This is a genomic window from Synechococcus sp. BMK-MC-1 (assembly GCF_014279955.1).
Taxonomy (GTDB): domain Bacteria; phylum Cyanobacteriota; class Cyanobacteriia; order PCC-6307; family Cyanobiaceae; genus Synechococcus_C.
The window spans coordinates 1,047,655-1,069,935 of sequence record NZ_CP047939.1; the positions used below are offsets into that span (position 1 = coordinate 1,047,655).

Genomic DNA, 22,281 nt, shown 5'->3' on the forward strand with positions numbered 1-22,281 from the left:
CAGAGGATTGATACCACCAACCTCACGCATGAATGACCTTTTGCCATCATCGTGAAGTGAAGAGAATCTGGTGATTTGAATAAGTTTCTTGGGAGTTAATTCTTCCTTGATCTTTCCTTCTCAATGACGCAATTTGATGGTGATTCGCTGACCACTGCATCAGAACAATCCTGTTTCTTTCAGGAGTTCCAGCCCTCTTTGACCCATTGTTTGGCACGGCCCAGGGCGAGGGAACCATCAGGGACATCCTTGGTGATGGTGGAACCAGCACCGATCGTCACATCGTTGCCGATGGTGACAGGGGCGACCATGACGGAGTTGGCACCTGTCTTGCTTCGGTCTCCAATCACGGTGCGGTGCTTGTTGACACCGTCGTAATTCGCCGTGATGGTGCCCGCACCCACATTCACATCCGCTCCAAGCTCAGCATCACCGATGTAACTCAGGTGATTCACCTTGCTGCCTGCGGCCAGGGTGCTCTTCTTCACTTCAACGAAGTTGCCGATGCGGCAGCCTTCGCCGATGTCAGCCGCTGGCCTGAGATGGGCAAAGGGGCCAATGGCCACATCCCGGGCCACCTTGGCGCCGCGGACCACTGAATGCAGCACGCTCACATTCTCGGCCAGTTCGGAATCCTCCAGCAGGCTTCCAGGCCCGAGGCGGCAGTTGTCGCCGATGCTGCACACACCACGCAGATGGGTCTGGGGTTCGATCACAACGTCGCGTCCAAACCGGCATGACTCACTCAGGGTGCAGCTGGATGGATCCACGAAGGTCACGCCCTGATCCATCCAATGGTCGCGAAGACGCTGCTGGAGAAGGGTTTCGCACTGGGCCAGCTGACGACGGTTGTTGATTCCGTTCACTTCGTCGGCGTCGGCCACCTCCACATGCATGGCGCGCTCCAGCATGGAGACGGTATCAGTGAGATACAGTTCACCCTGGTCGTTGTCGGTGCTGAGGTTGGGCAGCACGGCGAGCAGCTTGCTCCAGTTGAAGCAGTAGATCCCAGCGTTGGTGAGGGAATTGCGTCGCTGCTCTTCGGTGCAATCACGGTGCTCAACAATGGCGCTCACGCGACCGTCGTCATCGGCGAAGACGCGGCCGTAACCGGTTGGATCCTCAAGGCGGGCGGTGAGCAATGTCACATCAGCACCGCTGTTGCGGTGCGTTTCCACCAGCTGCTCAATGGTTGCGGCCCGAAGCAAGGGAACGTCTCCATTGAGAACCAGCAATTCCCCGGTAAAGCTCTGAAGGGGAGCGATCAATTGCTGAACGGCATGGCCGGTTCCGTTCTGCGGTTGCTGAAGAACAAATTCCAGGCCTTCGATGTGATTCAGTTGCTCCTCTACGCGTTCGGCTTGATGCCCCACGATCAGGATGCGGCGTTCTGGTGCCAGTGTTCGCGCACTGGCCAGAACCCGTTCCACCAGCGTGGCTCCTGCCAGGGGCTGCAGCACCTTCGGCAGAGCACTCTTCATTCGAGTGCCTTTTCCTGCGGCCAGAACGGCAACGGCGAGCATGGTCTGCAGAACGAACCCGGGGGAATCTACCGGCATCAGCCGGTGGCGTCTTGCCGCCAGCGCCTTTGCCAGGCATTGGTTGCTTCGAGGTTGCAGCTCGCCTGCTCAAGGCTCCGGCGCTGCAGGATGGCAGTGCTGTCATCAGCGCTGCTGGGATCACGAAAGGGCACGGCGGCGCGGGTGTGGAGGTGCTCTTCCTCCATTGCCGATAGTGCTCTCCACCCAGGCCCTGCCTCAGGAATCGGCGGTCCCGGTCGCACGGCCATCGTGCCGCTGCTCCAGCCTGGCCGTTCGCCGGGCGCTGGCAGGAGCGAGTACAGCGTCAGACCGTGTCGTCGCAGGCTGGCTCTCACCGCCGCTGAACGGCTGTAGGTGAGCAGACGGCCGCCTGGTGCCAGACGTCCGGCCAGGCCTGCCAGGAACTCCTCACTCCACAGCTCTGGACAGCGCTGGGGCGAGAAGGCGTCCAGAAGAATCAGGTCAAAGCGCTGACTATCGGCAATCTGCCGCATCGTGCTGCGGGCATCTCCCCAGAGCAATCTGCCGCTGCTGTGGTCCTGATGCCAACCGCCGCGGTCTCGCATCTGTTCCAAAACCTTCAGAACGGATGCCGACCAGCTGCTGCGGAAGTGCGGCTGGGCTAAGGCCAGCTCCAGAGGACGCCGGTCCAGTTCCAGCCCCCACCACATCAGCTCGGGAGCTGCTGAGGGGAGCGCTTCCAGCACCGCGGCGCTGTTGTATCCGAGGCCCACACAGACATCGAGAACCCTGAGCGGTGTGCCGTTGCCGAATCGCTCGAGCTGGGCGGGAACCGCGAATTTTGCGATGGCTTCGTTGCGGGCGCCGGCTGAGTTGTGAAAGGCCTCGCCGAAGCGTTCGCTCTGCAGGCTGAAACTTCCGTCCGCCGTCGGGTAGGCGTGCAAAGGCCCGAGATCAGATGCGCAGTCGGGCAAGGTCATCCCAGAACGATGGGTAAGACACGGCTGCGGCTTCGCTTTGAGCCAGTGTTGAGTCACCGCTTGCCAGCAGCGATGCCACCGCCAGGCTCATGGCCACGCGGTGATCCGTTTCACTGTCAAGTGCGGTCCCGCGCAGGGAACGACCACCACGAATCACAAGACCATCCGGGTGTTCATCGATGTCAGCGCCCATGGCTTTGAGTTGTCGGGCCATCACCGCCAGACGATCCGTTTCCTTCACCCGCAGCTCGGCGGCTCCGCTGATGTGGCTTTCGCCGTCGCAAAAACAGGCCGCCACCGTGAGGATCGGCACCTCATCCACTAGTCGGGGCATGATCTCCTCTCCGAAGCGGAAGGGTTGCAGCGGGCCGCAGGTCACCCGCAGATCGCCGACGGGTTCTCCAGCCACATCACGGCGATTGAGCACGTCGATCTTGGCTCCCATCTGTTCCAGCACATCCAGCACGCCGGTGCGGGTTGGGTTCAATCCCACGTTCTCCACGGTGAGATCAGCGCCCGGAACCAGGGCACCGGCCACCAGCCAGAAGGCTGCAGAACTGATATCTCCCGGGACCACCACGTGCTGTCCCTTCAGCCGAGCACCTGGCTGCACGGTGATGTGCCGCCCCATTTCCCCTCCAACGGTGAGATCGGCTCCGAACGCCTTCAGCATCCGCTCGCTGTGGTCGCGGGAGTGGGCTGGCTCGATCACGGTGCTGGAGCCTTCGGCTGTGAGTGCCGCCAGCAGCAACGCCGATTTCACCTGGGCACTGGCCACAGGGGTTCCCACCACGGCCCCCCGCAGCCGGCGACCCTGAACCGCTAACGGCGCATAGTTGCCATCACCGCGGCCCCGGACCTCGGCGCCGAGCATGGCCAGGGGCTGACCCACCCGTTGCATCGGTCGTCGGCGCAGGGAGGCATCGCCGGTGAGCACGAAGTGACGCCCGTTGCGGCCTGCCAGCAGCCCGAGCATCAGGCGCATGGTGGTGCCTGAGTTGCCGCAGTCGAGCACGGTGTCTGGCTCCTGCAGTCCATCGAGGCCGACGCCGGTGACGCGAATCAGTTCACCTTCGGCGATCGGGCTGATGTCAGCTCCCATTGCCCTCAGGCAGGCGGCGGTGCTGATTGGGTCTTCCGCAGGAAGCAAGCCTTCGATTGTGGTTTCACCTTCGGCAATGGCTCCGAACAGCAGGGCTCGGTGGGAGATTGATTTGTCTCCAGGAACTCGCACACGACCCTTAAGGCTTCCGCCTGCTTTCAGTTCACGGGCAGCGGCGGTGGATCCCGTCACGTGATTCAGGAAGGTTTGGATGACGGCGATCCTATGGGTCGGTTCTGCAGCAGAGCATCGAGGGCATAGCCGAACAGGCTTGGATCCGGCTCCTTGGTCGCCAGATCTGCCAGGCCCAGCTCCTCCAGCCGGTCCGACACCCGTTGTTCGAGATCGTCGGGTCGGCTCAGGGGCTCTCCCCAGTCGTGGTTTTTCTCCGGTCCGATTTTGGTGGTGGCATCAATGGCCATGCGACCACCCAACCCCAGTTGTTCGCTTGCGAAGTCAAGGGTGTCAAACGGCGTGTTCTCGAGAACGAACAGATCCCGCTGGGGATCCACCTGAGCAGCGATGGCCCACACAACCTGCCTGGGATCACGCACGTTCAAATGGCTGTCGATCACCACAACGAATTTGGTGTAGGTGAACTGGGGCAGCGCACTCCAGAAGGCCATGGCTGCCCGCTTCGCTTGCCCTGGATACGCCTTGTCAATCGAGATCACCGCCAGCTTGTAGCTGAGGGCTTCCATGGGAAGGAAGAAATCCTTGATCTCTGGAATCTGCTGTCTCAGGATCGGTGTGTAGATCCTGTTCAGAGCGATCGCCAACATCGCTTCTTCCTTCGGTGGACGGCCACTGAACGTTGTGAGGAAGATCGGGTCGCGGCGCTGGGTCATGCAGTGGAAGCGCACCAGTGGGGAATCCTCGACGCCGCCGTAGAACCCCATGTGATCTCCGAAGGGGCCATCGGGCAACACTTCCCCAGGGGAGATCGTTCCTTCAAGCACCACTTCGCTGTGGCTGGGGACCTGCAGATCCAGGGTCTTGCAAGGTGAGAGCCGCACCCCTTCGCCGGCATAAATCCCCGCAAACAGCCACTCGCTCAGTTGCACGGGGATCGGCGTGGCTGCTGCCATCACCAGCAGAGGATGGACGCCGATGGCAACGGCCACCTCGAGTTTTTTGCCCATGGCCGCAGCCTTGCGCAGGTGGCGCGCACCACCGCGCACGCTCAGCCAGTGCACCGTCATGGTGTTCACCGACTGTCTTTGCAGTCGATAGACCCCCACATTCGGCACCCCGGTTTCCGGGTCCTTGGTGATCACAAGTCCAAGGGTGATCACGCCGCCGGCGTCGCCTGGCCAGGGCCTGATCAGTGGGATCCGGCCCAGATCCACCTCATCACCCTTGAAGATTTCCTGCCGGCAGGGAGGCAGCAGATCCCGATCGGGTCGCGCCTTCACCAGATCCCAGAACACCCTTGCGAACTTCTTGGTTTCCCCGAGACCTTTGGGGGGGCGGGGCTGTTGCAGCAGGGCCAGCCGTTCTCCAAGGTCTTCCAGTTGCTCCGGCCGCTCCAGGCCCATGCTCCACACCACCCGTTCCACCGTTCCGAGCAAATTCACGGCCACCGGCATGGAGGAGCCGATGACGTTCTCGAAAAGAAGTGCTGGTCCGCCACTGGCCAGAACGCGATCGGCGATGGCGGCCAGTTCAAGATCGGGATCAACGGGGGCCTGGATCCGCTTCAGTTGTCCGCGCTCCTCCAAGAGTTGGATGAAGGAACGCAGATCCCGGGTGCCGGGACCTGGGCGGAACAGAGCCATGAAGACGACACCTCATCGGTGGGTGGTCTCGGTACTGTGACGCACGCCGATCAAGAGCGTGGCCATGCAGGTTTCCTATTTCCATGTGGCTGCTGATGTTCCCGATGCCATCGGCACGCCGGATGGGCCCGATGCCGCTGTGGTGATCGATGTGCTGCGCGCCACCACCACCATCGCCTGGGCGCTTCACAACGGGGCCGAGGCGGTTCAGGCTTTCGCCGATCTGGATGAGCTGCGCTTGCAGTCGCGAAACTGGCCTGAGCAAACCCGCCTGCTGCTGGGCGAACGGGGCGGTCGGATGCTCGAAGGGTTCGATCTCGGCAATTCTCCTGTGGCCGTGACTCCTGAAGTGGTGCAAGGAAAACGTCTGTTCATGAGCACCACCAATGGCACGCGTGCTCTGCAACGCGTGCGCGAGGTTTCTGCGGTGATGACGGTGGCTCTCCCCAACCGAGACGCTGTGGCCCAGCGACTCCTTCAGGACAAGCCGGAGCGGGTGTGGATGGTGGGCAGTGGTTGGGAGGGCACGTATTCCCTTGAGGATTCCCTGGCGGCAGGAGCGCTAGCCGAGCGGTTGGCGGCTTCTGGTGCCGAGATCTCCAACGATGAAATGCAGGCCGCCCTCGCCCTCTGGTTGCAGTGGAAGCACGACCCTGAGGCCTGTCTGCGCATCGCGTCCCACGGACAGCGACTGACGCGGCTGGGGAATCACGACGCCGATTTCAGTTGCTGCGCCGCTCTGGATCAGCTGAATGTTGTGCCAACCCAGACCGAACCTGGGGTTTTGAAGGCCATCCGGGTCTGAGCAGCCATATCATTTGCTTCGACCGCATACCGATCTGTGAGTGATTTTCTGGCGGCTGCCGTGCAACTCACCAGCACTTCCGATCCAGAGACCAACTTCAATGCTGCTGAGGAACAGATTGATCTGGCGGCCCGTCGGGGCGCCGAACTGATCGGACTTCCTGAGAATTTCGCCTTCATCGGTGAATCCGACCAGCGTCTGGCGATCGCGCCGGCACTCGCCGATCAGGCGTCTCAGTTTCTGATCACCATGGCGCGTCGCTATCAGGTGGTGATTCTCGGCGGGGGATTTCCTGTTCCGGTGGGAGATGGTGCTCACACCTGGCAGAGAGCTCAGCTGGTGGGACGGGATGGTCAGATCCTGGCCAGTTACGACAAAATCCATCTCTTTGATGTGGATCTTCCTGACGGGAGTTCCTACCGGGAATCCAGCAGTTTCATGCCGGGTTCCTCACCGCCTCCAGTCGTGGATGTGCCTGGACTGTGTCGGGTGGGGGTGTCCATCTGCTACGACGTGCGCTTCCCTGAGCTGTATCGCCATCTCGTCGGCGCTGGCGCCGAGTTGCTGATGATTCCAGCTGCCTTTACGGCTTTCACGGGTAAAGATCACTGGCAGGTGCTGCTTCAGGCCCGCGCGATCGAGAACACGGCTTATGTGTTAGCTCCGGCTCAGACGGGGAGCGATGTCGGACGCCGTTTCAGTCATGGTCATTCCATGGTGATCGATCCCTGGGGAACCGTTCTCGCAGATGCCGGGGTGTCCCAGGGGGCTGCCGTCGCCCCAGTGGATCTGGATCACCTCGCCCGTATTCGCAGTCAGATGCCCTGTCTGCAACACCGCCGATCCCCGGTGTTCTGAGCTTGCTCATGCCACGGCTGCCTCTCCGTTTCAGTGCCTTGCTGGTTGCCGCTGCTTTGCAGTCGACAGGATGGTTGATGGGATTACCCGCAAGGGCGGCAAGTGCTCTCGCGGCGTGGTCTTTCGGGAAGGATGGGGTCCTTCAGCTGCGCACGTCGACCGGCGCCCGTCTGGATGCGTTCTTCGAGGCCGGTGATCGTCGTCAGGGGCCGCGGGTTTGGATTGATTTTCCCGGTGAGCTCAGCCGTCCCCGGCGGATTCCAGGTTCGGGGCCGGTGCGTGAGTTCCGCCTGGGCAAGCCAACACCCGGTGCCACCCGGCTGGTGATCGAGTTTCAGCCGGGGGTGACCCTCGACCCAGGGAACCTTCGGCTGGTGGGAACAGCTCCCGATCGCTGGAAATTACTGTTTGAGGGGCTTCCTACCCAGGGGCTGCGCTCGATTGGCGAAGGCGATCTCAACCGTGCCAGCAGCGGGCGTTGGGGCGGCGTGCGCATCCGGCCGACGCAAACACCTGTGAACGCTGAGGGCTTGCCTGACGTGGCCAGGGGGCGGTACCGGGTTGTGGTGGATCCAGGGCATGGAGGCCCTGATCCCGGTACTGTGGGCATCAACGGAATTCGTGAGGCTGAGATCGTTCTCGATATCTCCCTGCAGGTGGCCCGCCTTTTGGAAGCCAAAGGGGTTCAGGTGACCCTGACGCGCACCGCTGAAGTGGATGTGGATCTGCCCCCTCGGGTTTCACTGGCGAACCGGATTGGGGCCACGGCATTTGTGAGCATTCATGCGAATGCGATCAGCATGTCGCGCCCGGATGTGAATGGAATCGAAACGTTCTACTTCTCGGATCCTCGATCGGCCCGCCTTGCGGCCCATATCCAGCAGCAGGTGCTGAATGTGTCACCAGGCAGCCCGAACCGAGGGGTGCGTCGGGGGCGATTCTTCGTGATTCGACGTACCACCATGCCTGCAGCGCTGGTTGAAACAGGATTTGTGACCGGCGATATCGATGCCTCCAGGCTCGCCACCGCGTCCCATCGCCGCCGGCTGGCACTGGCCATCGCCGCCGGCATCCTTGAGTATCTGCAGGGGGTCCGTTGAGCATCCGTCTCGGCTTTTTTGACAGCGGCCTTGGGGGGCTCACGGTGCTTCGGCGCGTGCTCGAACGTCATGGGGGAGTTCCCACGATCTATCTGGGAGACACAGCCAGGGTTCCCTACGGCAGCCGTTCTCCATCCGAGATCCGAGCCATCGCCTCCGAAGTGGTCGCTTGGTTGCGTGATCAGCAGGTCACCACTGTGGTGATGGCTTGCAACACCACCAATGCCCTCGCCAGGGACGTGACTGAAGGACAAGCAGGCGTGCCCGTGGTCGGGCTGATTGGTGCCGCCGCCGCGATGGTGCGGGACTCGCGGGTGGGCGTGTTGGCCACACCAGCGACCGTGGCCTCCGGGGCTTATAGGGAAAGCATCGAAGCCCTTCATCCTGGAACGCTTGTGGTTCAGCAGGCCTGCCCAGACTTTGTTCCGCTCATCGAGGCGGGAGACCTGGGTTGTGACGCCCTGCGCAGCGCTGCCATCCACTACCTCCAGCCACTCCTGGAGGCCTCCGTGCAATCGATCGTGCTCGGATGTACTCACTACCCTTTGCTCCTTCCCCTGCTCTCCAACCTCTTGCCTGAGTCGATCCGACTGATCGATCCGGCCTTGGGTGTGGCAAGCCAGCTCGATGCACTTCTTGGCAAGCCTGTGCCCGGTGGCCTTGATCAGCCGCTGGCCCTTGAGGCCACTCGCATCTGTGTGACATCCGATCCGCAGGGATTCGCTGATCGTTCCACGCCCTGGTTGGGCCAACGCCCGAAGGTCGAACAGATTGCCCTGCAGTCGCCGGTCGAGGCCTTCTAGGATCTCGCCACCGAGAGGACCCATGACCACCGTCACCGAGTTGCTGCAGCCGGTCGAAGCGGATCTGGAAATCCTGCTGAGCGACCTGCGCAGCCTGATCGGTGCCGGGCACCCGATTTTGCAAGCTGCTGCTGAGCATTTGTTCAGCGCAGGGGGAAAGCGTTTAAGACCCGGCATTGTGTTGCTTGTTTCCCGGGCACTGTCCCCGGAAGGTGAGCTCTCGCCAAGGCATCGTCGTTTGGCTGAGATCACCGAGATGATCCATACAGCGTCTCTCGTGCACGACGACGTCGTGGATGAAGCGGGCACTCGCCGGGGCGTTGAAACGGTGCACAGCCGTTTCAACCATCGAGTTGCTGTTCTTGCAGGCGATTTCCTCTTCGCTCAGGCCAGTTGGCACCTTGCCAATCTGGACAATCTCGATGTTGTGAAGCTCCTCAGCCGCGTGATCATGGATCTGGCTGATGGAGAGGTAAAGCAGGGATTGTTCCGCTATGACACCGGACAAACGTTTGAGACCTACCTCGAAAAGAGTTACTGCAAAACGGCCTCTCTCGTCGCCAACAGCGCGCGGGCGGCAGGCGTTCTGAGTGGGTGCACCGAGCCCCAGCTGGAATCCCTCTATCACTACGGCCGGCAACTGGGTCTGGCTTTTCAAGTGGTGGACGACATTCTCGATTTCACTGGAAGTGAACAGCAGCTGGGTAAACCCGCTGCCAGCGACCTCTCCAGCGGATATCTCACGGCTCCTGCGCTCTACGCACTCGAGCAGAATCCCTCGCTTGGTGTGTTGATTGAGCGCGAATTCAGCAATGAGGGTGATCTGGATGAAGCCCTTCAGATCGTGCGGCAATCGGATGCCATCGCCCGAACCCGTCAGCTCGCTGAACGCTTTGCTCAGGAATCCCGTGAAGCGCTGAGCTGGCTGCCGGAATCCCCGAGCCGGACTGCTCTGCTCGAATTGCCTGATTTTGTGCTCAGTCGTCTCTACTGAACGATTTTGCGCAACTGGCGCTCCGCCTCGGCCAGTGCATGGATACAGATGATGTCCTCAAGCGGTGAGGACGCGCTCAAAGCATTGGTTGGCATCAAGCGCCAAACCGTGCAACCGGCTTGACGCGCTGATTGGCAACCGGCATCGGAGTCTTCGAAGGCCCAGCAATCCTGCGGTCGCACATTCAGCTTCAAGGCAGCGAGCTGGTAGGGGTCTGGAGCTGGCTTCCCTGCTTTGAGAGCGCTGTCGTCCCCACACACCTGCACCTCCAACAGATTCACCCAGGGATGGTGGCGGATCTTCAGTTGCAGGGAGTTGCGGTCACTGCTGGTGACCAGGGCCATCGGCAGATTCAGGGAATGGATGTAGCGCAGGAGAGATTCGGCTCCCGGCATTGCCGGGGCTGTGCTCAGCAAGTCAGCGGCGAGCGGTTGACGCACCGCGAGCAACTGCTCTGGGCTGATGGGCTGACGGATCCAGGAACAGACTTGCCGGGCATTCTCAAGTCGGCGCTGGCCTTGCAGCTGGGCAAGCTGTGCATCGCTCAGATCCGTTCCAAAGTGAGCTGCCGCCTGCCGCCAGGCGATGGCGTGGAGGGGTTCTGTATCCAGAAGCACGCCATCGAGGTCGAAGAGAAAAGCCTCAGGCATGCGAGCCATGGTCCTCCAGCCTCCATTCTGTCGCTCGTTGCTGCAGGGTTCAATCACGGGGATTGATGCCTGGCAACGCTTGGCAACGACCCACTGTCTGTGGCGCTTCATGCTGGATAACCTTGCCGTGACACTGCAAGCGGCTGCTGGCGATGAGCGAAGGTTCCACGATCGAAAGCGTGCTCAAGGAGCAGCGCGTTTTTGCTCCGCCCATTGAGCTCACCCAGTCAGCCCGGATCGGTGGCATGGAGGCCTACCAGGCCATGGCCGATGCAGCCAGGAAGGATCCAGACGCGTTCTGGGGTGATGCGGCTCGTCGGGAACTCGACTGGTTCACACCGTTTGAGCAGGTGCTCGACTGGTCCAATCCTCCCTTTGCTCGCTGGTTTCAAGGGGGCACCACCAACCTTTCGCACAACTGCCTTGATCGCCATCTTCACGGTGAGACGGCCAACAAGACGGCCCTGATCTGGGAAGGGGAACCCGGCGATGTCCGCCGCTTCACCTACCGAGAACTGCACGCTGAGGTGTGCAAGGCGGCCAATGCGCTCAAATCCATGGGCATTGGCAAAGGGGATCTGGTGGCCCTCTACATGCCGATGATTCCGGAGGCGGCGATTGCCATGCTGGCCTGTGCCCGCATCGGCGCTCCCCACTCAGTGGTCTTTGGTGGCTTCTCCGCAGAAGCGCTTCGAGACCGCCTGATCGATGGAGAGGCGAAGGCCGTGATCACGGCTGACGGTGGCTTCCGCAAGGACAGGCCCGTTTCACTGAAACCTGCCGTCGATGCCGCCCTGGCCGGCGGTGCCTGTCCATCGGTGACCTCCGTGCTGGTGGTGCAGCGCACCCAACAGCCGGTGGAGATGGCCCAGGGCCGCGACCAGTGGTGGCATGTGCTCGTGGATGGCCAGTCCAGCGAATGCCCAGCGGAGCCGATGCAGAGCGAAGATCGGCTCTTCGTGCTCTACACGTCTGGATCCACTGGCAAACCCAAGGGGGTGGTGCACACCACCGCGGGATACAACCTCTGGGCCCACCTCACGTTTCAGTGGATCTTTGATCTCCGCGACAACGACGTGTACTGGTGCACAGCGGATGTGGGCTGGATCACCGGTCACAGCTACATCGTGTATGGCCCGTTGTCGAACGGGGCCACCACAGTGATGTACGAGGGTGCGCCACGACCTTCGAAGCCTGGGGCGTTCTGGGAGGTGATCCAGAAGCACGGGGTCACAATCTTCTACACCGCTCCCACAGCGATCCGGGCGTTCATGAAGAGCGGCCGAACCGTGCCGGATCAGTTCGACATGAGCAGCTTGCGATTGCTCGGAACCGTCGGTGAACCCATCAACCCTGAAGCCTGGATGTGGTATAGGGATGTGATCGGTGGTGGCCGCTGTCCGATTATTGACACCTGGTGGCAGACCGAAACCGGCGGCGTGATGATCAGCCCTCTTCCTGGGGCCACCCCGACCAAACCTGGCTCAGCCACCCTCCCGCTTCCCGGAATCGAAGCCGATGTGGTGGATGCTGAGGGCAACAGTGTGGCGGCCAATGAGGGGGGATATCTGGTGGTGCGTCGTCCCTGGCCCGGGATGATGCGTACGGTGCATGGCAATCCAGAGCGATTCCGTCAGAGCTACTGGGAGCACATCCGTCCAGACGATGGCAGCCACATCTACTTCGCTGGTGACGGTGCGCGTCGCGATGCAGATGGTTACTTCTGGGTGATGGGACGCGTGGACGACGTCATCAATGTGTCGGGCCACCGTCTCGGCACCATGGAAATCGAATCAGCCCTGGTCAGTCACCCTGCGGTGGCGGAGGCCGCTGTGGTCGGGCGTCCTGACGATCTCAAAGGCGAGGGCATCGTGGCCTTCGTCACCCTTGAGGTGGAGCGCGAAGCCAGTGATGCACTGATCGCTGAATTGCGGGCTCATGTGGGAACCGAAATCGGTCCGATCGCTCGCCCTGATGAAATCCGCTGCAGTGATGCCCTTCCCAAAACGCGCAGTGGCAAGATCATGCGCCGGATTCTCAGGGCACTGGCAGCTGGGGAGGATGTGACTGGTGACACCAGCACCCTGGAAGATCGCTCCGTGCTGGATCGCTTAAGGGCCTGATCTCAGGCCCAGGCAAGCAGGAGGTCGACCAAGCGGCGGATGCGTCGACTGCGACCTGGGTCATCAGCCCAGTCGCCCAGAAGTCCCTGGCGCAGTCCTGCACTCGCTGGGGTGAGGTGGTCGCCAGTGGTCTGCACAAAGCGGCTTTGGTCCCCAGGTCTGCGCTGGAGCGCCTGAATCAGATCGTCGCTTTGATCGAGGGCATCCTCCCCGAAGCGCACAACCAGATTGCGGTTCTGCCGGTAAAAACGCTCGATCATGTTGAGCGTTTCCGTTGGCCCGGGGCTGAACTCGGTGACCACACCGAGCTTCGGAGCCAGGCTCCCAAGCAGGGGAATGGAGCGTTCGGCGGTGAAGTTGTTGAAACTGAGCGCTGCTAAACCGCTGCAGCCGCGCCCATCGTCCGGAGCGAGAAGATGGAGCTTGCAGCCAAGACTGTGCCCGAGTCGCAAGGGTGTGTAAGTGGTGTTGAGCCGTTCTTCGAGGCGGAGTCGACACGTCCTGAGTTGTTGCCAGCCCTCGCGGGCCTGCAGTTGGTGGTCGAATCCAGGAACGTAACTCCAGGCGTGGATGGCATAGCCCTCATCAGCCAACCATTCCAGGAGGCGTCGGTAGCTGATTTGGGGATTGGTGGCGAGATAACTGCCACCAATGAAGTCCACGAGGCCTCGGACGGAGTCCTTTGGCCACAGACACCAGCACTGACCGCGTCGCTGCCAACGGGTCACCCTGCGGCCAGAGTGCGCACGACCGCCTCTGCCTCCTTCACATGGGCTGGTCCATCGAGGAGGTTGTTGAAAACCAGTTGAATCACGCCCTGCTGATCGATCACGTACGTCACCCGTGCGGGGAGGAGTCCGAAGGTTTTGGGAACGCCAAAGGATCGGCGCAGGTTGCCCGTGTTGTCGCTCAGTAGCGGAAAGGGCAATTGATGGCGTTCAGCGAAACGACGATGGCTGACAGCGTCGTCCCCGCTCACGCCCCAAACTTCAGCACCCAGTGCCGTGAGATCGGAGTGCTGATCCCGGAACGTGCAGGCTTCGGCTGTACACCCGGGAGTGTCGTCCTTCGGGTAGAAAAACAGCACAAGAATCTTCCCTTTGAGGTCTTCGAGCCGGCGCATCTGACCGTCTTGATCTTCCAGAGCAAAGCTCGGAGCTGCGTCGCCAGTCTTCAGAGCCATCGGGATTTTGCGCTGAGGCCAGCTTAGGAAGCCTTTGCTGGTGACGAGAGAATGGGCCTGCTGAGATCTGATGACCCCACCCATGACTGACAGTTCCCTGGAGTCCGGTCAATTGGATCTGCTGCAGGACTTCAAAACGCCGTCCGATCCAGTGTGCGCGATCGAGACGCCGTCGAGCGCAGAACCCTCATCGGAAGGGCCTCCATCCCGTTTGTTGATTGTTGATACGGAAACGACAGGCCTGGATGCTGACCGTGATCAGTGCCTCGAACTGGGAGCCATCCTGTTTTCCATCCCCCATCGTCAGGTTCTGGCTCAGATGTCGTGTCTGCTGCCGGTCGATCGCAATCCCGCAGAAGCGATCAATCGAATCCCTGCGGAGGTGAGTCGCCTTGATCAGCCCTGGGGGGATGGGCTGGCTTGGTTTGAGCGCATGATGGCCAGCGCTGATTACCTCGTGGCGCACAACGCAGCCTTTGATCGCCAATGGTTCGGTCGCGGGTCGTTGCCAGAAGCAACACGTCCCTGGCTTTGCACCCTTGAAGATGTCCGTTGGCCAGAAGCGCGCAATCTGCGAGCCAGGCCTTCGGTGATCGACCTTGCTCTGGCCTATGGAATTCCTGTGTGGTCAGCGCATCGTGCTCTCACCGATTGCATCTATCTGGCCGAGGTGTTTCAGCGCTGCGACGACCTCGAGCGACTGATCGCCCATGCGCTGGAGCCACGCCGACTCGTGCGTGCTCAGGTGTCCTACGACCAGCGCCATCTCGCTCGAGACGCGGGCTTCCGTTGGAATGATCCGATCAAGGGTGCCTGGGCCAGGCGGCTTTCGGAGCGAGAAGAGCGGGAGCTTCCCTTCCGCGTGGTGCCGGTGGAGGCTGCGTTGCCGCAGGCATCCTGATTTGCTTCAGCAGTCCGAAGCCACGCGGGGTTTTTGCCGAGGGTTGCCTCTCAGCGGCCACCCTGACGGTATGAACGTCTCGACGCAACGCCATTCCGTTCGATTGCGCCTGCAGCGATGGCAGCAGGTCAGAACCTGGGCGCGTTTGATCCGTGAGGCGGAATGTCTTTGGCATGTGGATGTCCGCGAGCTGAAAAGGCTTGGAGCACTGGAACTTTCCCAACTGCTGAATGAGGTTCCTTCCTGTCAGCGCAGTCGGGTGAATCGTTGGCTCACCCGCTACAGCGTGTCGACTCGCCTTCCCTTCGAGAGCGGCGGAACGCGCTCACGTTCTTGCAGCTCGCCTGAGACCAAAGATGAGTCTCGACGGCCCTGAACTGGCTTTGCGCACTCCCTTAACCTACTGCTAACGACCAAATCCGTTTCGGTTAGCTACTCCTAGGACGCCGATTTCTCCCAGGCTTCCCATGAGCTTCGCCAAGAAGGCTCTCATTTTTTCCTCTTTGCTGGCTCTTGGAGCTGGCGTTTCCGCTTCTGCCGCTGATCGTCTGAACGGTGCAGGTGCGTCTTTCCCAGCCAAGATCTACCAGCGCTGGTTCGCTGAACTGGCCAAGGCCGGTGGCCCTCAGGTCAACTATCAGGCTGTTGGATCCGGTTCCGGCCGTAAGGCTTTCATCGACCAGACCGTGAACTTCGGTGCTTCTGACGATCCGATGAAGCCCAAGGACATGGCCAAGGTGAAGCGCGGTGTCGTGCAGATCCCCATGGTGGGCGGCACCATCGCCTTCGGTTACAACAAGCCCGGTTGCAACCTCAAGCTGACCCAGAAGCAGGCTGTTCAGGTGGCGATCGGCAAGATCACCAACTGGAAGCAGCTCGGTTGCGCCCCCGGCAACATCACCTGGGTGCACCGTTCCGACGGTTCCGGCACCACCAAGGCCTTCACCAACTCCATGCAGGCCTTCTCCTCTGAGTGGACCCTGGGTACCGGCAAGTCCGTCAAGTGGCCCGGTAAGAACGCTGTGGGTGCCAAGGGCAACTCCGGCGTCGCTGGCACCATTCAGAACAAAGTTGGCGCCATCGGTTACGTCAACCAGTCCTACATCAAGGGCAAGGTTGTGGCTGCAGCCCTGCAGAACAAGTCCGGTGAATTCCTCAAGCCTTCTGTGAAGGCCGGTGCCACCGCACTGAACGGCATCAAGCTGGATTCCAACCTGGCTGGCAAGAACCCCAACCCCACTGCCAAGGGTGCTTATCCCATCGCCACCCTCACCTGGGTGCTGGCTTACAAGACCGGCAATGGCAAGAACGCTGATGTTGTCAAGGAAGCCTTCAACTTCATGCTGAGCGACAAAGCTCAGAACCAGGCACCCAAGCTGGGTTTCGTTCCTCTGAAGGGCGCCATCCTCAGCAAGGCCAAGGCTGCTGTGAACAAGATCGGTAAGTGATTCACTGAATCAACTTCAATGATCGAATGAACGAGGAGGGGGTAACCCCTCCTTTTTTATGTTTCCTTTATCTTTCCGAACTTTTAGGGGACCCTTAAAGCTCTGATCCCCATCCCTTTGCCTGCGAGGGATGTTGTGCTCCATACACTTCGTTGTATCGAGAGCTTCAGCCATGGTCTCTGCTCCTCAGTCCGCACCCAGCCGTCGTGACGGTTTTCTTGAGCTGCTCGAGAACAATTTTCAGAAGCGCAACCTGGTGCATCTTGCGGCGGGCAGTGTGGTGCCTTTGCTGAAGAACAGCCTCTGGCTTGTTGTGAGAGGCATGGTGAAGCTCGGTGCCGTTTCCGTGCATGGTGATGAGCTTTTGCTGGGTTTGGCTGGGCCCAATGAGCCGTTCGGCGAGCCTCTGAGCACCGTGGAGGCCTATGAAGCCGTCACCCTCACAGATTGCGATCTCCTGTGCGTGACGATGGCGGAGGTGAGCGAATCCTCTGATCTCGCCAAAGCACTTCTTGATGCTGTTGTTCTGCGTTATCGCCAATCGGAATACCTGCTCTCACTTCTTGGGTTGCGCCGCGTTGAAGAGAGGGTTCGCGGTTTTCTTGAATTGCTGGCCCAGGATTACGGTCAGCCCTGTGATGAAGGATTGCGCCTGAACCTGCGTTTGACCCATCAGGAGATGGCGAGCGCCTTGAGTACAACACGCGTGACAGTGACCCGTGTGATTGGTCTCCTCAGGGATGAGGGTTGGCTCAAGATTGATGCCCAGCGTCACCTTGTAATCACCCATCTGCCCAAGAAATAAATCAACCGGATTGTCAGCTCCAGGGAGTCTCCCTAGAAATGAGTTGATGGTTTAAGGCCTTGGCTGATTCCTCGTTTCCATTGGTCCTGTTGGCCCTGCATGCCGTGCAGGGTTATTGGTATGCAGGCCTGTTGATGGCCATTCTGTTCTCACTGTTCGGTGTGCAGGCGATCGATCCGGCGGCCAAGGGGTGGTCCCACCCTCTGTTCCGACTGGTGATCATTCCTGGCGTGTCACTGTTCTGGCCACTCCTGCTTGTGCGCTGGGTGCGCCATCAAGGGCCACCGCAGGAGCGCAATGCCCATCGCCTGGCTGTGCGGCCATGATTCGTTCCCATCGCATCGTACACAGGCGCCTGTTTCCGCTGATTGCGCTGCTTGCGCTGGTGCTGTCTGTTTCGGCTCTGGCTCTACGACCGGCTGTCCCCATTTCGTCGCCTGCCGCAGCCCCGCTGTTTCAGTCACTTGGTTTTTCCAGTGCACCTCTTTCGGCGTCGAAGAGTGTTCGGGTCAAGGTGAATGGTCATCCCGTCCTGCTGGGTTACCAGCAGGACGCATTGGGTCAGCCAACGCTTTTGATCCAACCCCTGCAGATTCAATCCGAGGCCCAGGTTCAGGTCTTGTGGACCCGCGGCAATGCTTCAGGTGACACGCCTCCAGCGGCGGTGTTTCTCGGACAGCTCTCTGGCGCATCGGCCCTTGCCTTGCCTTTGCCAAGCGACTTTTCCACGGACCGCCCCGGTGGGCTTGTGTTTCGCAGTCTTCCCCTAGCCAAAACCCTCGGACGCGTTGATCTGGCTGCGCTTCCTTCCAATCTGTTTCAAGAGAGTCGCTGATCATGGGGCATCCGTATCAAGCCGTTCAGTGGACCCGTAAGAAGCTGATTTACGACGGCATTCTTCTTGCCCTGGTGATGGGCTATCTGGTGGTGTTCACCCAGATCACCTATGCCCTCAACCGTGCTGTTGGTTCTGTTGCTGAATGGGAAGGGGTCGAAATCAGGGCCTACGGAAGCGCCGCCTTCATCCTTCTCAGCATCATCCTCTGCATCGGTCCTCTCAGTCGTCTGAACAAGCGCTTTCACGTGCTGCTGTTCAATCGGCGACACATGGGTGTTCTCGCCTTTCTGCTGGCGTTGTTCCATGTGCATGGCTTCCGTTTGCCTGCCCAGCCGTTTCAAGCCCTCGGACTGTCTGTTCCCAGAATTCCGTTTCAGTTCTTCGGAGCCCTGCCCTGGTACAACGATTTCGGCGATCTCGATCCCCTCGTGTCCCTGTTTGTGGGGAATCGCCATTTCGACAGCCTCACGTTTTTTCCGTTTGAACTTCTCGGGCTTGGGGCTCTGCTGGTGATGTTCGTGATGGCTGCCACCAGCCACGACTTCTGGCTTGTGAATCTCACGCCTCCGATCTGGAAGGCCATTCACATGGCTGTGTATGTCGCCTATGCCCTGCTTGTCGGACACATCCTCCTTGGTCCTCTGCAGACCAACCGTGACCCCTGGCTCACGGCTCTGGCTCTGGTGTCGTTTGTGTGTGTGATCGGGTTGCATCTCATCAGTGGCTGGCGGGAACGCAAGGCCGATCGATCCCTTATGTCTCAGGCGGATGCTCGTGCTGGCGAGGGGTTTGTGGATGTGATGGCGCTCGCTGACCTAGAGGAGGGCTGCGGCACACCGGTGGTGATCCGCGGTGAACGCGTTGCCCTCTTCCGTCAGGGCGATGCGGTCTATGCCCTCAGCAATGTCTGCGCCCATCAAAACGGTCCTCTGGCCGATGGTCGCCTCAGCCATGGCTGTGTGGTGTGTCCCTGGCATGGCTGGGAATACCGCGCGGACACTGGCGTTTCCCCTCCGCCGTTTGAGGAGCGTGTTCCGGTGTTCCCCGTGCGCATTCAAGAGGGCCGGGTGTACGTGGCGCTCCAGCCCGTTCTCAACGCAGTGAGTTGATCGTTATGCCACAGAGCAAGACTCCTTTTTTTGTTCATTACCTGCCACTGCCGCCGGGGCTGCGTGCCTTCGTGATTTGGCTTGTGTTTGGCCTCAGTGTGCTCACGTTGATCCTCTCGATCGTAGTTCCAGCCCTTCAGGATCAGTTCGGTCCTGGCTGGCGCCAACCAACCCGGGAGATCAGTGGTTTGCTCCTCGATGGTCCTGGTGCACCGCAATTGCTGATCCCAAGGCCTGAGGGGTCGGGCGAGTCTGCATATTCCAGGGTTCTGCTGGCGAGCACCGTGAAGCTCGCGCCGCCAGCATCGGTGCTGGATAAGTCCGGTGAATGGGTGAAGCTGCGCGGAGCTTTGTTTTCCAATGGGAGCCTGACGGTGATGAACACCAATCGCGCCACGGTTCTGGATGCGCCTCTTTCGGCCCAACCGGTTCCGAGCGAAGCGACGCCCCTTGGGACATTCACCCTGAAGGGAGAGATTATCGACGCCAAATGTTTCTCCGGGGTGATGAAGCCCGGTGCTGGTAAAACCCATCTCGGTTGTGCCGTTCGCTGCATCAGTGGAGGTGTGCCTGCTCTGTTCCACACGCGCAACGCGCAGGGTCAGGAACTGGATCTCCTGCTTCTTGATGAGCAGGGTGATGCCGTCAACGACAGGGTGCTTGATCGCGTTGCCCTGCCTCTCGAGATCCGCGGGGAAGTGCTGAAGTTGAATGATCTCCTGTTGCTGCGTGCCGACCCTTCCACATACCGCTCGCTGCTCTGAACGTTTTCGTTGTTTCGCCTGCCGATTCAGTCCATGGTTTCCCCCCAGCTCGAGGTCCTGTTTTCGCGATCTCTGGCCTCCCTTCGCCCGGTCATCGTTTCGTTCCTGATCGTTCATGCCATGAGTCTCAGTGGCGGACTCGATCAGGCGTTGTCACCTTGCAACGTGCTGTTGGTCGGCAATTTCTGTGCCGCGATGCTCGTGCTCACGTTGTTCAAACCGGCAGCCATCCTCAGGGAGATTTCTGATCTTCCGTGGTCGATCAAGGGCTTGATGTTGCTGGATGGTGCGCTGACCGCGTTGATATCGGCCCTGATCTTCACCGGACTTGAGTACACCACTGCCAGTAACGCCATCCTCATCGGCCGCATGGCTCCTGTTCTGTACGCCTTAATCGGTGCCCTTGCTCTGGGCACCGTGCTGTCAAGGCCTGTTTGGATTGGCAATGGCTTCATCATTGTTGGTGTGTTGATGATTGTGTTATTCAGTACCGGCGGCAATGTCAATAAAGGCGACGCAATGATGATCGCTTCGACGTTCGTTTTTTCGATTGTCTCGATCATTGGCAAAAAGCTGGTTGCCAGGAAGATCTCGATGCCGGTGTTGCTCTTTGCGAGGAATCTGTCTGGCAGTGTGATTTTCTTCTTCGTTGCTATCTATTTGTTTGGTGTACATCATTTCGCCGATGTTTTTGCCGGCTCTCTCTGGGTTGTGATGCTTGTTTATGCTGGTTTGATTATCGTTGTTTCCCAATGGCTTTGGTATAAGGCGTCTGCTGAATTGAGCTCCGTGAGTATGGGGCGTTGGGCTTCGCCAGCCCCGCTTGTAGGCCTCACCTTCGCCTACTTTGTGAATAACAACATCCCCGATAGCAAGCAGTTAATCGCAGCAGTTGTGATTCTGGTGGGGATCGCCATCACCACCTTCGGAAAGCCAGCACCTGTGGCGCAAGTCGCGGAAGATAAGCGTGAAACCAGCAGTAAGGCTGATCTGTTGATGCAAGGGGACAACGTCGTTTCCCCGTCCGTATGACGGTGGGCATTGGTGTGATCTGCGATGCCCTGGCGTATCGCGATCAACCCGGATCTGACGTGATCCGCTTCTATCAGGCATTGGCCAGAGATCAGGCGTTTGAGTCGTTTCATCTCCCTCTGCCCGATTTGCGAGTGTCGTTGATGAGGGGTGATACCAACAAGCTTCCTGCTTTTCGTCTCAGCGATCGAGCCGCAGCCACCCTCTGGACGGCAGAGCCTCTCAGGGATCTGCAGCTTCTGCCTGCAGAGCGCTTTGATCTGCTGTTTTGCAGAACGCTGAAGCCGTTCCCTCCCCGGCACCTCGAATTGCTGCAGCAGCTGGAGCCACTCACGCGCTTTCTGAACCGGCCCTCCAGCAAGATCAGGCAGCTGGCTTCTTGGTTCCTGGCTGATATTGCCGGGTCCTTTATGCCTGCGTCGCGGTTGATTCGCTCGTCCGAGGCCCTGGCCGACGTTCTTGAGCTCTGGGGCGACATCGTGATCAAGCGACCGAACAGCACCCAAGGCCGTGGTGTGTCCCGCTTGCGTCGATCTGCTGGGGGTGTGCAGTTGAGTCAGGGGTTACGCCAGGTCGAGACCTTTCCCTCTCTGGAGCCTGTGATGGGTTTGATCGGTGATGTTGCTGAGGAATGGTTGGTCATGCCGTTCCTTCCTGGCACTTGCAAGGGAGATAAACGCGTTCTGGTTGTGGATGGGGAGGTCGTCGCCGGCTATCGCCGGCGATCGCGGAGTGGTCATTGGATCAACAATGTCTCCTTTGATGCCGACTGTGAACTGGAACCGGTCTCAGAGGACGAGCGTTGCGTTGTTGCAGCCACGGCCCCGGCCTATCGATCGATGGGGCTGCGGGTGCTCGGTTACGACTTTCTCACTGGTGACACGGGAGAGCCCGTGGTGAGCGAGATCAATGTGGGCAACATCGGCGGTTTTTCCAGGGTGGCTGAGCTGGGTGGTCCTGATGCCATGCAGCAATTGTTGGGATGGATGCGGATTTTCGGTCAGTCCGAAGGCGACCCGTTGATCGAGTCAGCCCAGAATCACCATGCGCCAGCGATGGCTGCGATTTACCAGCAGTCGGTTGATCAGGGCGGCGTCACCATGGACGCCGGCTTGATGACGGCAGAGTCCTTCCGGCAGCGGTTGAGCGCCTGCGGAGAGAGGTCTGGCTTCTGGGTGCTCACCCTGGGCGGGGAGGTGCTGGGGTGGACGGAGTTGCGGGCTTATTCGCCGCGCTGGGGTTATCGCTTCACGGCAGAAACATCAACCTATGTGCATGCGTCTGCACGGGGAAGGGGATTGGGTTCCAAGCTTCAGAGCTTTGTGATTGGCAAAGCGCGGGAGATGCGCTATCGGCATTTGGTGGCCAAAGTTGTGTCCAGGAATGACCAGAGTGTGGCGTTTCATCTGAGGCATGGGTTTGAGCATGTCGGCATTCAGAAAGAGGTGGGATTTCTCGGAAATTCGTGGCACGATGTTGTGATCCTTCAGTGTTTGTTGGTTTGAG

Annotated in this window: 23 protein-coding genes; 16 read left to right on the top strand and 7 right to left on the bottom strand. The window is 60.0% G+C overall.

The window, feature by feature from the left end:
- Positions 1–179: 179 nt before the first annotated feature.
- Genes glmU through SynBMKMC1_RS05965 form a run of 4 tightly spaced genes read right to left on the bottom strand, consistent with a single transcriptional unit; the run spans position 180 to position 5,362 of the window.
- A complete protein-coding gene (glmU, locus tag SynBMKMC1_RS05950) occupies positions 180–1,523 on the bottom strand; it encodes a bifunctional UDP-N-acetylglucosamine diphosphorylase/glucosamine-1-phosphate N-acetyltransferase GlmU (protein ID WP_186473351.1) in 1,344 nt (447 codons plus the stop codon).
- 35 nt (positions 1,524–1,558) lie between these two features.
- On the bottom strand, positions 1,559–2,482 hold the full coding sequence (locus SynBMKMC1_RS05955) for a tRNA (5-methylaminomethyl-2-thiouridine)(34)-methyltransferase MnmD (protein ID WP_186473057.1): 924 nt from the start codon (positions 2,480–2,482) through the stop codon (positions 1,559–1,561).
- The gene (aroA, locus tag SynBMKMC1_RS05960; protein WP_186473058.1) at positions 2,457–3,776 is read right to left on the bottom strand and encodes a 3-phosphoshikimate 1-carboxyvinyltransferase; all 1,320 of its coding nucleotides are present in this window, start codon (positions 3,774–3,776) and stop codon (positions 2,457–2,459) included. Before aroA ends, SynBMKMC1_RS05955 begins: the two co-directional genes overlap by 26 nt.
- A gap of 5 nt (positions 3,777–3,781) precedes the next feature.
- Entirely contained in the window at positions 3,782–5,362 is a 1,581-nt protein-coding gene (locus SynBMKMC1_RS05965; RefSeq protein ID WP_186473059.1) for a UbiD family decarboxylase, read from the bottom strand.
- Between the two features lie 64 nt (positions 5,363–5,426).
- Between SynBMKMC1_RS05965 and SynBMKMC1_RS05970 the strand changes: the two genes are divergently transcribed.
- The 5 genes from SynBMKMC1_RS05970 to sds are packed head-to-tail and all read left to right on the top strand — an operon-like array spanning position 5,427 to position 9,922.
- Positions 5,427–6,167, top strand: coding sequence for a 2-phosphosulfolactate phosphatase family protein (locus tag SynBMKMC1_RS05970; RefSeq protein WP_186473060.1), 741 nt, complete (start codon positions 5,427–5,429; stop codon positions 6,165–6,167).
- A 36-nt stretch (positions 6,168–6,203) separates the two neighbouring features.
- Positions 6,204–7,025: a carbon-nitrogen hydrolase family protein gene (locus tag SynBMKMC1_RS05975; protein WP_186473061.1), complete on the top strand. Its 822-nt coding sequence runs from the start codon at positions 6,204–6,206 to the stop codon at positions 7,023–7,025.
- An 8-nt stretch (positions 7,026–7,033) separates the two neighbouring features.
- Positions 7,034–8,125, top strand: coding sequence for an N-acetylmuramoyl-L-alanine amidase (locus tag SynBMKMC1_RS05980; RefSeq protein ID WP_186473062.1), 1,092 nt, complete (start codon positions 7,034–7,036; stop codon positions 8,123–8,125).
- Entirely contained in the window at positions 8,122–8,928 is an 807-nt protein-coding gene (gene murI, locus SynBMKMC1_RS05985) for a glutamate racemase (protein WP_186473063.1), read from the top strand. The genes SynBMKMC1_RS05980 and murI overlap by 4 nt, the downstream gene beginning before the upstream one ends.
- 22 nt (positions 8,929–8,950) lie before the next feature.
- A complete protein-coding gene (gene sds, locus SynBMKMC1_RS05990) occupies positions 8,951–9,922 on the top strand; it encodes a solanesyl diphosphate synthase (RefSeq protein ID WP_011932946.1) in 972 nt (323 codons plus the stop codon).
- On the opposite strand, the gene SynBMKMC1_RS05995 is transcribed toward sds, so the two are convergent.
- On the bottom strand, positions 9,916–10,572 hold the full coding sequence (locus tag SynBMKMC1_RS05995) for an HAD family phosphatase (protein WP_255486340.1): 657 nt from the start codon (positions 10,570–10,572) through the stop codon (positions 9,916–9,918). The genes sds and SynBMKMC1_RS05995 overlap by 7 nt on opposite strands.
- Before the next feature lie 152 nt (positions 10,573–10,724).
- Here SynBMKMC1_RS05995 and acs point away from each other — a divergent pair, with 152 nt between their 5' ends.
- Positions 10,725–12,695 carry an acetate--CoA ligase gene (gene acs, locus SynBMKMC1_RS06000; RefSeq protein ID WP_186473065.1) on the top strand — a complete coding sequence of 657 codons (1,971 nt, stop codon included), beginning with the start codon at positions 10,725–10,727 and terminating at the stop codon, positions 12,693–12,695.
- A gap of 2 nt (positions 12,696–12,697) precedes the next feature.
- Here acs and SynBMKMC1_RS06005 read toward each other — a convergent pair whose 3' ends face one another.
- Entirely contained in the window at positions 12,698–13,423 is a 726-nt protein-coding gene (locus tag SynBMKMC1_RS06005) for a DUF1350 family protein (RefSeq protein WP_186473066.1), read from the bottom strand.
- Complete coding sequence (locus SynBMKMC1_RS06010) at positions 13,420–13,878, bottom strand: peroxiredoxin (RefSeq protein WP_186473067.1); 459 nt, start codon at positions 13,876–13,878, stop codon at positions 13,420–13,422. The genes SynBMKMC1_RS06005 and SynBMKMC1_RS06010 overlap by 4 nt, the downstream gene beginning before the upstream one ends.
- Positions 13,879–13,960: 82 nt before the next feature.
- On the opposite strand from SynBMKMC1_RS06010, the gene SynBMKMC1_RS06015 reads away from it, so the two are divergent.
- The 10 genes from SynBMKMC1_RS06015 to SynBMKMC1_RS06060 all read left to right on the top strand — a co-directional run bounded on the left by SynBMKMC1_RS06015 (position 13,961) and on the right by SynBMKMC1_RS06060 (position 22,280).
- Positions 13,961–14,779 carry a 3'-5' exonuclease gene (locus SynBMKMC1_RS06015; protein WP_186473068.1) on the top strand — a complete coding sequence of 273 codons (819 nt, stop codon included), beginning with the start codon at positions 13,961–13,963 and terminating at the stop codon, positions 14,777–14,779.
- Positions 14,780–14,849: 70 nt separating this feature from the next.
- A complete protein-coding gene (locus SynBMKMC1_RS06020) occupies positions 14,850–15,155 on the top strand; it encodes a hypothetical protein (protein WP_186473069.1) in 306 nt (101 codons plus the stop codon).
- A gap of 91 nt (positions 15,156–15,246) precedes the next feature.
- Positions 15,247–16,227 carry a phosphate ABC transporter substrate-binding protein PstS gene (pstS, locus tag SynBMKMC1_RS06025; protein WP_186473070.1) on the top strand — a complete coding sequence of 327 codons (981 nt, stop codon included), beginning with the start codon at positions 15,247–15,249 and terminating at the stop codon, positions 16,225–16,227.
- Between the two features lie 172 nt (positions 16,228–16,399).
- Positions 16,400–17,032, top strand: coding sequence for a Crp/Fnr family transcriptional regulator (locus SynBMKMC1_RS06030; RefSeq protein WP_186473071.1), 633 nt, complete (start codon positions 16,400–16,402; stop codon positions 17,030–17,032).
- A gap of 59 nt (positions 17,033–17,091) precedes the next feature.
- Positions 17,092–17,358, top strand: a complete 267-nt coding sequence (locus SynBMKMC1_RS06035; protein WP_186473072.1) for a hypothetical protein — start codon at positions 17,092–17,094, stop codon at positions 17,356–17,358.
- Positions 17,355–17,867 (top strand): hypothetical protein, encoded by a 513-nt coding sequence (locus SynBMKMC1_RS06040; RefSeq protein ID WP_186473073.1) that lies wholly within the window; start codon positions 17,355–17,357, stop codon positions 17,865–17,867. The genes SynBMKMC1_RS06035 and SynBMKMC1_RS06040 overlap by 4 nt, the downstream gene beginning before the upstream one ends.
- Positions 17,868–17,869: 2 nt before the next feature.
- A complete protein-coding gene (locus SynBMKMC1_RS06045; protein WP_186473074.1) occupies positions 17,870–18,979 on the top strand; it encodes a Rieske 2Fe-2S domain-containing protein in 1,110 nt (369 codons plus the stop codon).
- A 5-nt stretch (positions 18,980–18,984) separates the two neighbouring features.
- On the top strand, positions 18,985–19,743 hold the full coding sequence (locus SynBMKMC1_RS06050; RefSeq protein ID WP_186473075.1) for a hypothetical protein: 759 nt from the start codon (positions 18,985–18,987) through the stop codon (positions 19,741–19,743).
- A 9-nt stretch (positions 19,744–19,752) separates the two neighbouring features.
- Positions 19,753–20,775 (top strand): DMT family transporter, encoded by a 1,023-nt coding sequence (locus SynBMKMC1_RS06055; RefSeq protein ID WP_011932959.1) that lies wholly within the window; start codon positions 19,753–19,755, stop codon positions 20,773–20,775.
- Positions 20,772–22,280: a GNAT family N-acetyltransferase gene (locus SynBMKMC1_RS06060; RefSeq protein WP_186473076.1), complete on the top strand. Its 1,509-nt coding sequence runs from the start codon at positions 20,772–20,774 to the stop codon at positions 22,278–22,280. Before SynBMKMC1_RS06055 ends, SynBMKMC1_RS06060 begins: the two co-directional genes overlap by 4 nt.
- The last annotated feature ends 1 nt before the right edge of the window (position 22,281 follow it).

Excerpts from the sequence above, each read along its gene's own strand:
- sds (WP_011932946.1), top strand. The coding sequence starts at position 8,951 with ATGACCACCGTCACCGAGTTGCTGCAGCCGGTCGAAGCGGATCTGGAA.
- SynBMKMC1_RS05965 (WP_186473059.1), bottom strand. The coding sequence starts at position 5,362 with ATGGCTCTGTTCCGCCCAGGTCCCGGCACCCGGGATCTGCGTTCCTTC.
- glmU (WP_186473351.1), bottom strand. The coding sequence starts at position 1,523 with ATGCTCGCCGTTGCCGTTCTGGCCGCAGGAAAAGGCACTCGAATGAAG.
- SynBMKMC1_RS05970 (WP_186473060.1), top strand. The coding sequence starts at position 5,427 with ATGCAGGTTTCCTATTTCCATGTGGCTGCTGATGTTCCCGATGCCATC.
- SynBMKMC1_RS05980 (WP_186473062.1), top strand. The coding sequence starts at position 7,034 with ATGCCACGGCTGCCTCTCCGTTTCAGTGCCTTGCTGGTTGCCGCTGCT.
- SynBMKMC1_RS05955 (WP_186473057.1), bottom strand. The coding sequence starts at position 2,482 with ATGACCTTGCCCGACTGCGCATCTGATCTCGGGCCTTTGCACGCCTAC.
- pstS (WP_186473070.1), top strand. The coding sequence starts at position 15,247 with ATGAGCTTCGCCAAGAAGGCTCTCATTTTTTCCTCTTTGCTGGCTCTT.
- SynBMKMC1_RS06030 (WP_186473071.1), top strand. The coding sequence starts at position 16,400 with ATGGTCTCTGCTCCTCAGTCCGCACCCAGCCGTCGTGACGGTTTTCTT.
- SynBMKMC1_RS06040 (WP_186473073.1), top strand. The coding sequence starts at position 17,355 with ATGATTCGTTCCCATCGCATCGTACACAGGCGCCTGTTTCCGCTGATT.
- acs (WP_186473065.1), top strand. The coding sequence starts at position 10,725 with ATGAGCGAAGGTTCCACGATCGAAAGCGTGCTCAAGGAGCAGCGCGTT.
- SynBMKMC1_RS06060 (WP_186473076.1), top strand. The coding sequence starts at position 20,772 with ATGACGGTGGGCATTGGTGTGATCTGCGATGCCCTGGCGTATCGCGAT.
- SynBMKMC1_RS06050 (WP_186473075.1), top strand. The coding sequence starts at position 18,985 with ATGCCACAGAGCAAGACTCCTTTTTTTGTTCATTACCTGCCACTGCCG.
- SynBMKMC1_RS06010 (WP_186473067.1), bottom strand. The coding sequence starts at position 13,878 with ATGGCTCTGAAGACTGGCGACGCAGCTCCGAGCTTTGCTCTGGAAGAT.
- SynBMKMC1_RS05995 (WP_255486340.1), bottom strand. The coding sequence starts at position 10,572 with ATGCCTGAGGCTTTTCTCTTCGACCTCGATGGCGTGCTTCTGGATACA.
- SynBMKMC1_RS06020 (WP_186473069.1), top strand. The coding sequence starts at position 14,850 with ATGAACGTCTCGACGCAACGCCATTCCGTTCGATTGCGCCTGCAGCGA.
- SynBMKMC1_RS06045 (WP_186473074.1), top strand. The coding sequence starts at position 17,870 with ATGGGGCATCCGTATCAAGCCGTTCAGTGGACCCGTAAGAAGCTGATT.
- SynBMKMC1_RS06015 (WP_186473068.1), top strand. The coding sequence starts at position 13,961 with ATGACTGACAGTTCCCTGGAGTCCGGTCAATTGGATCTGCTGCAGGAC.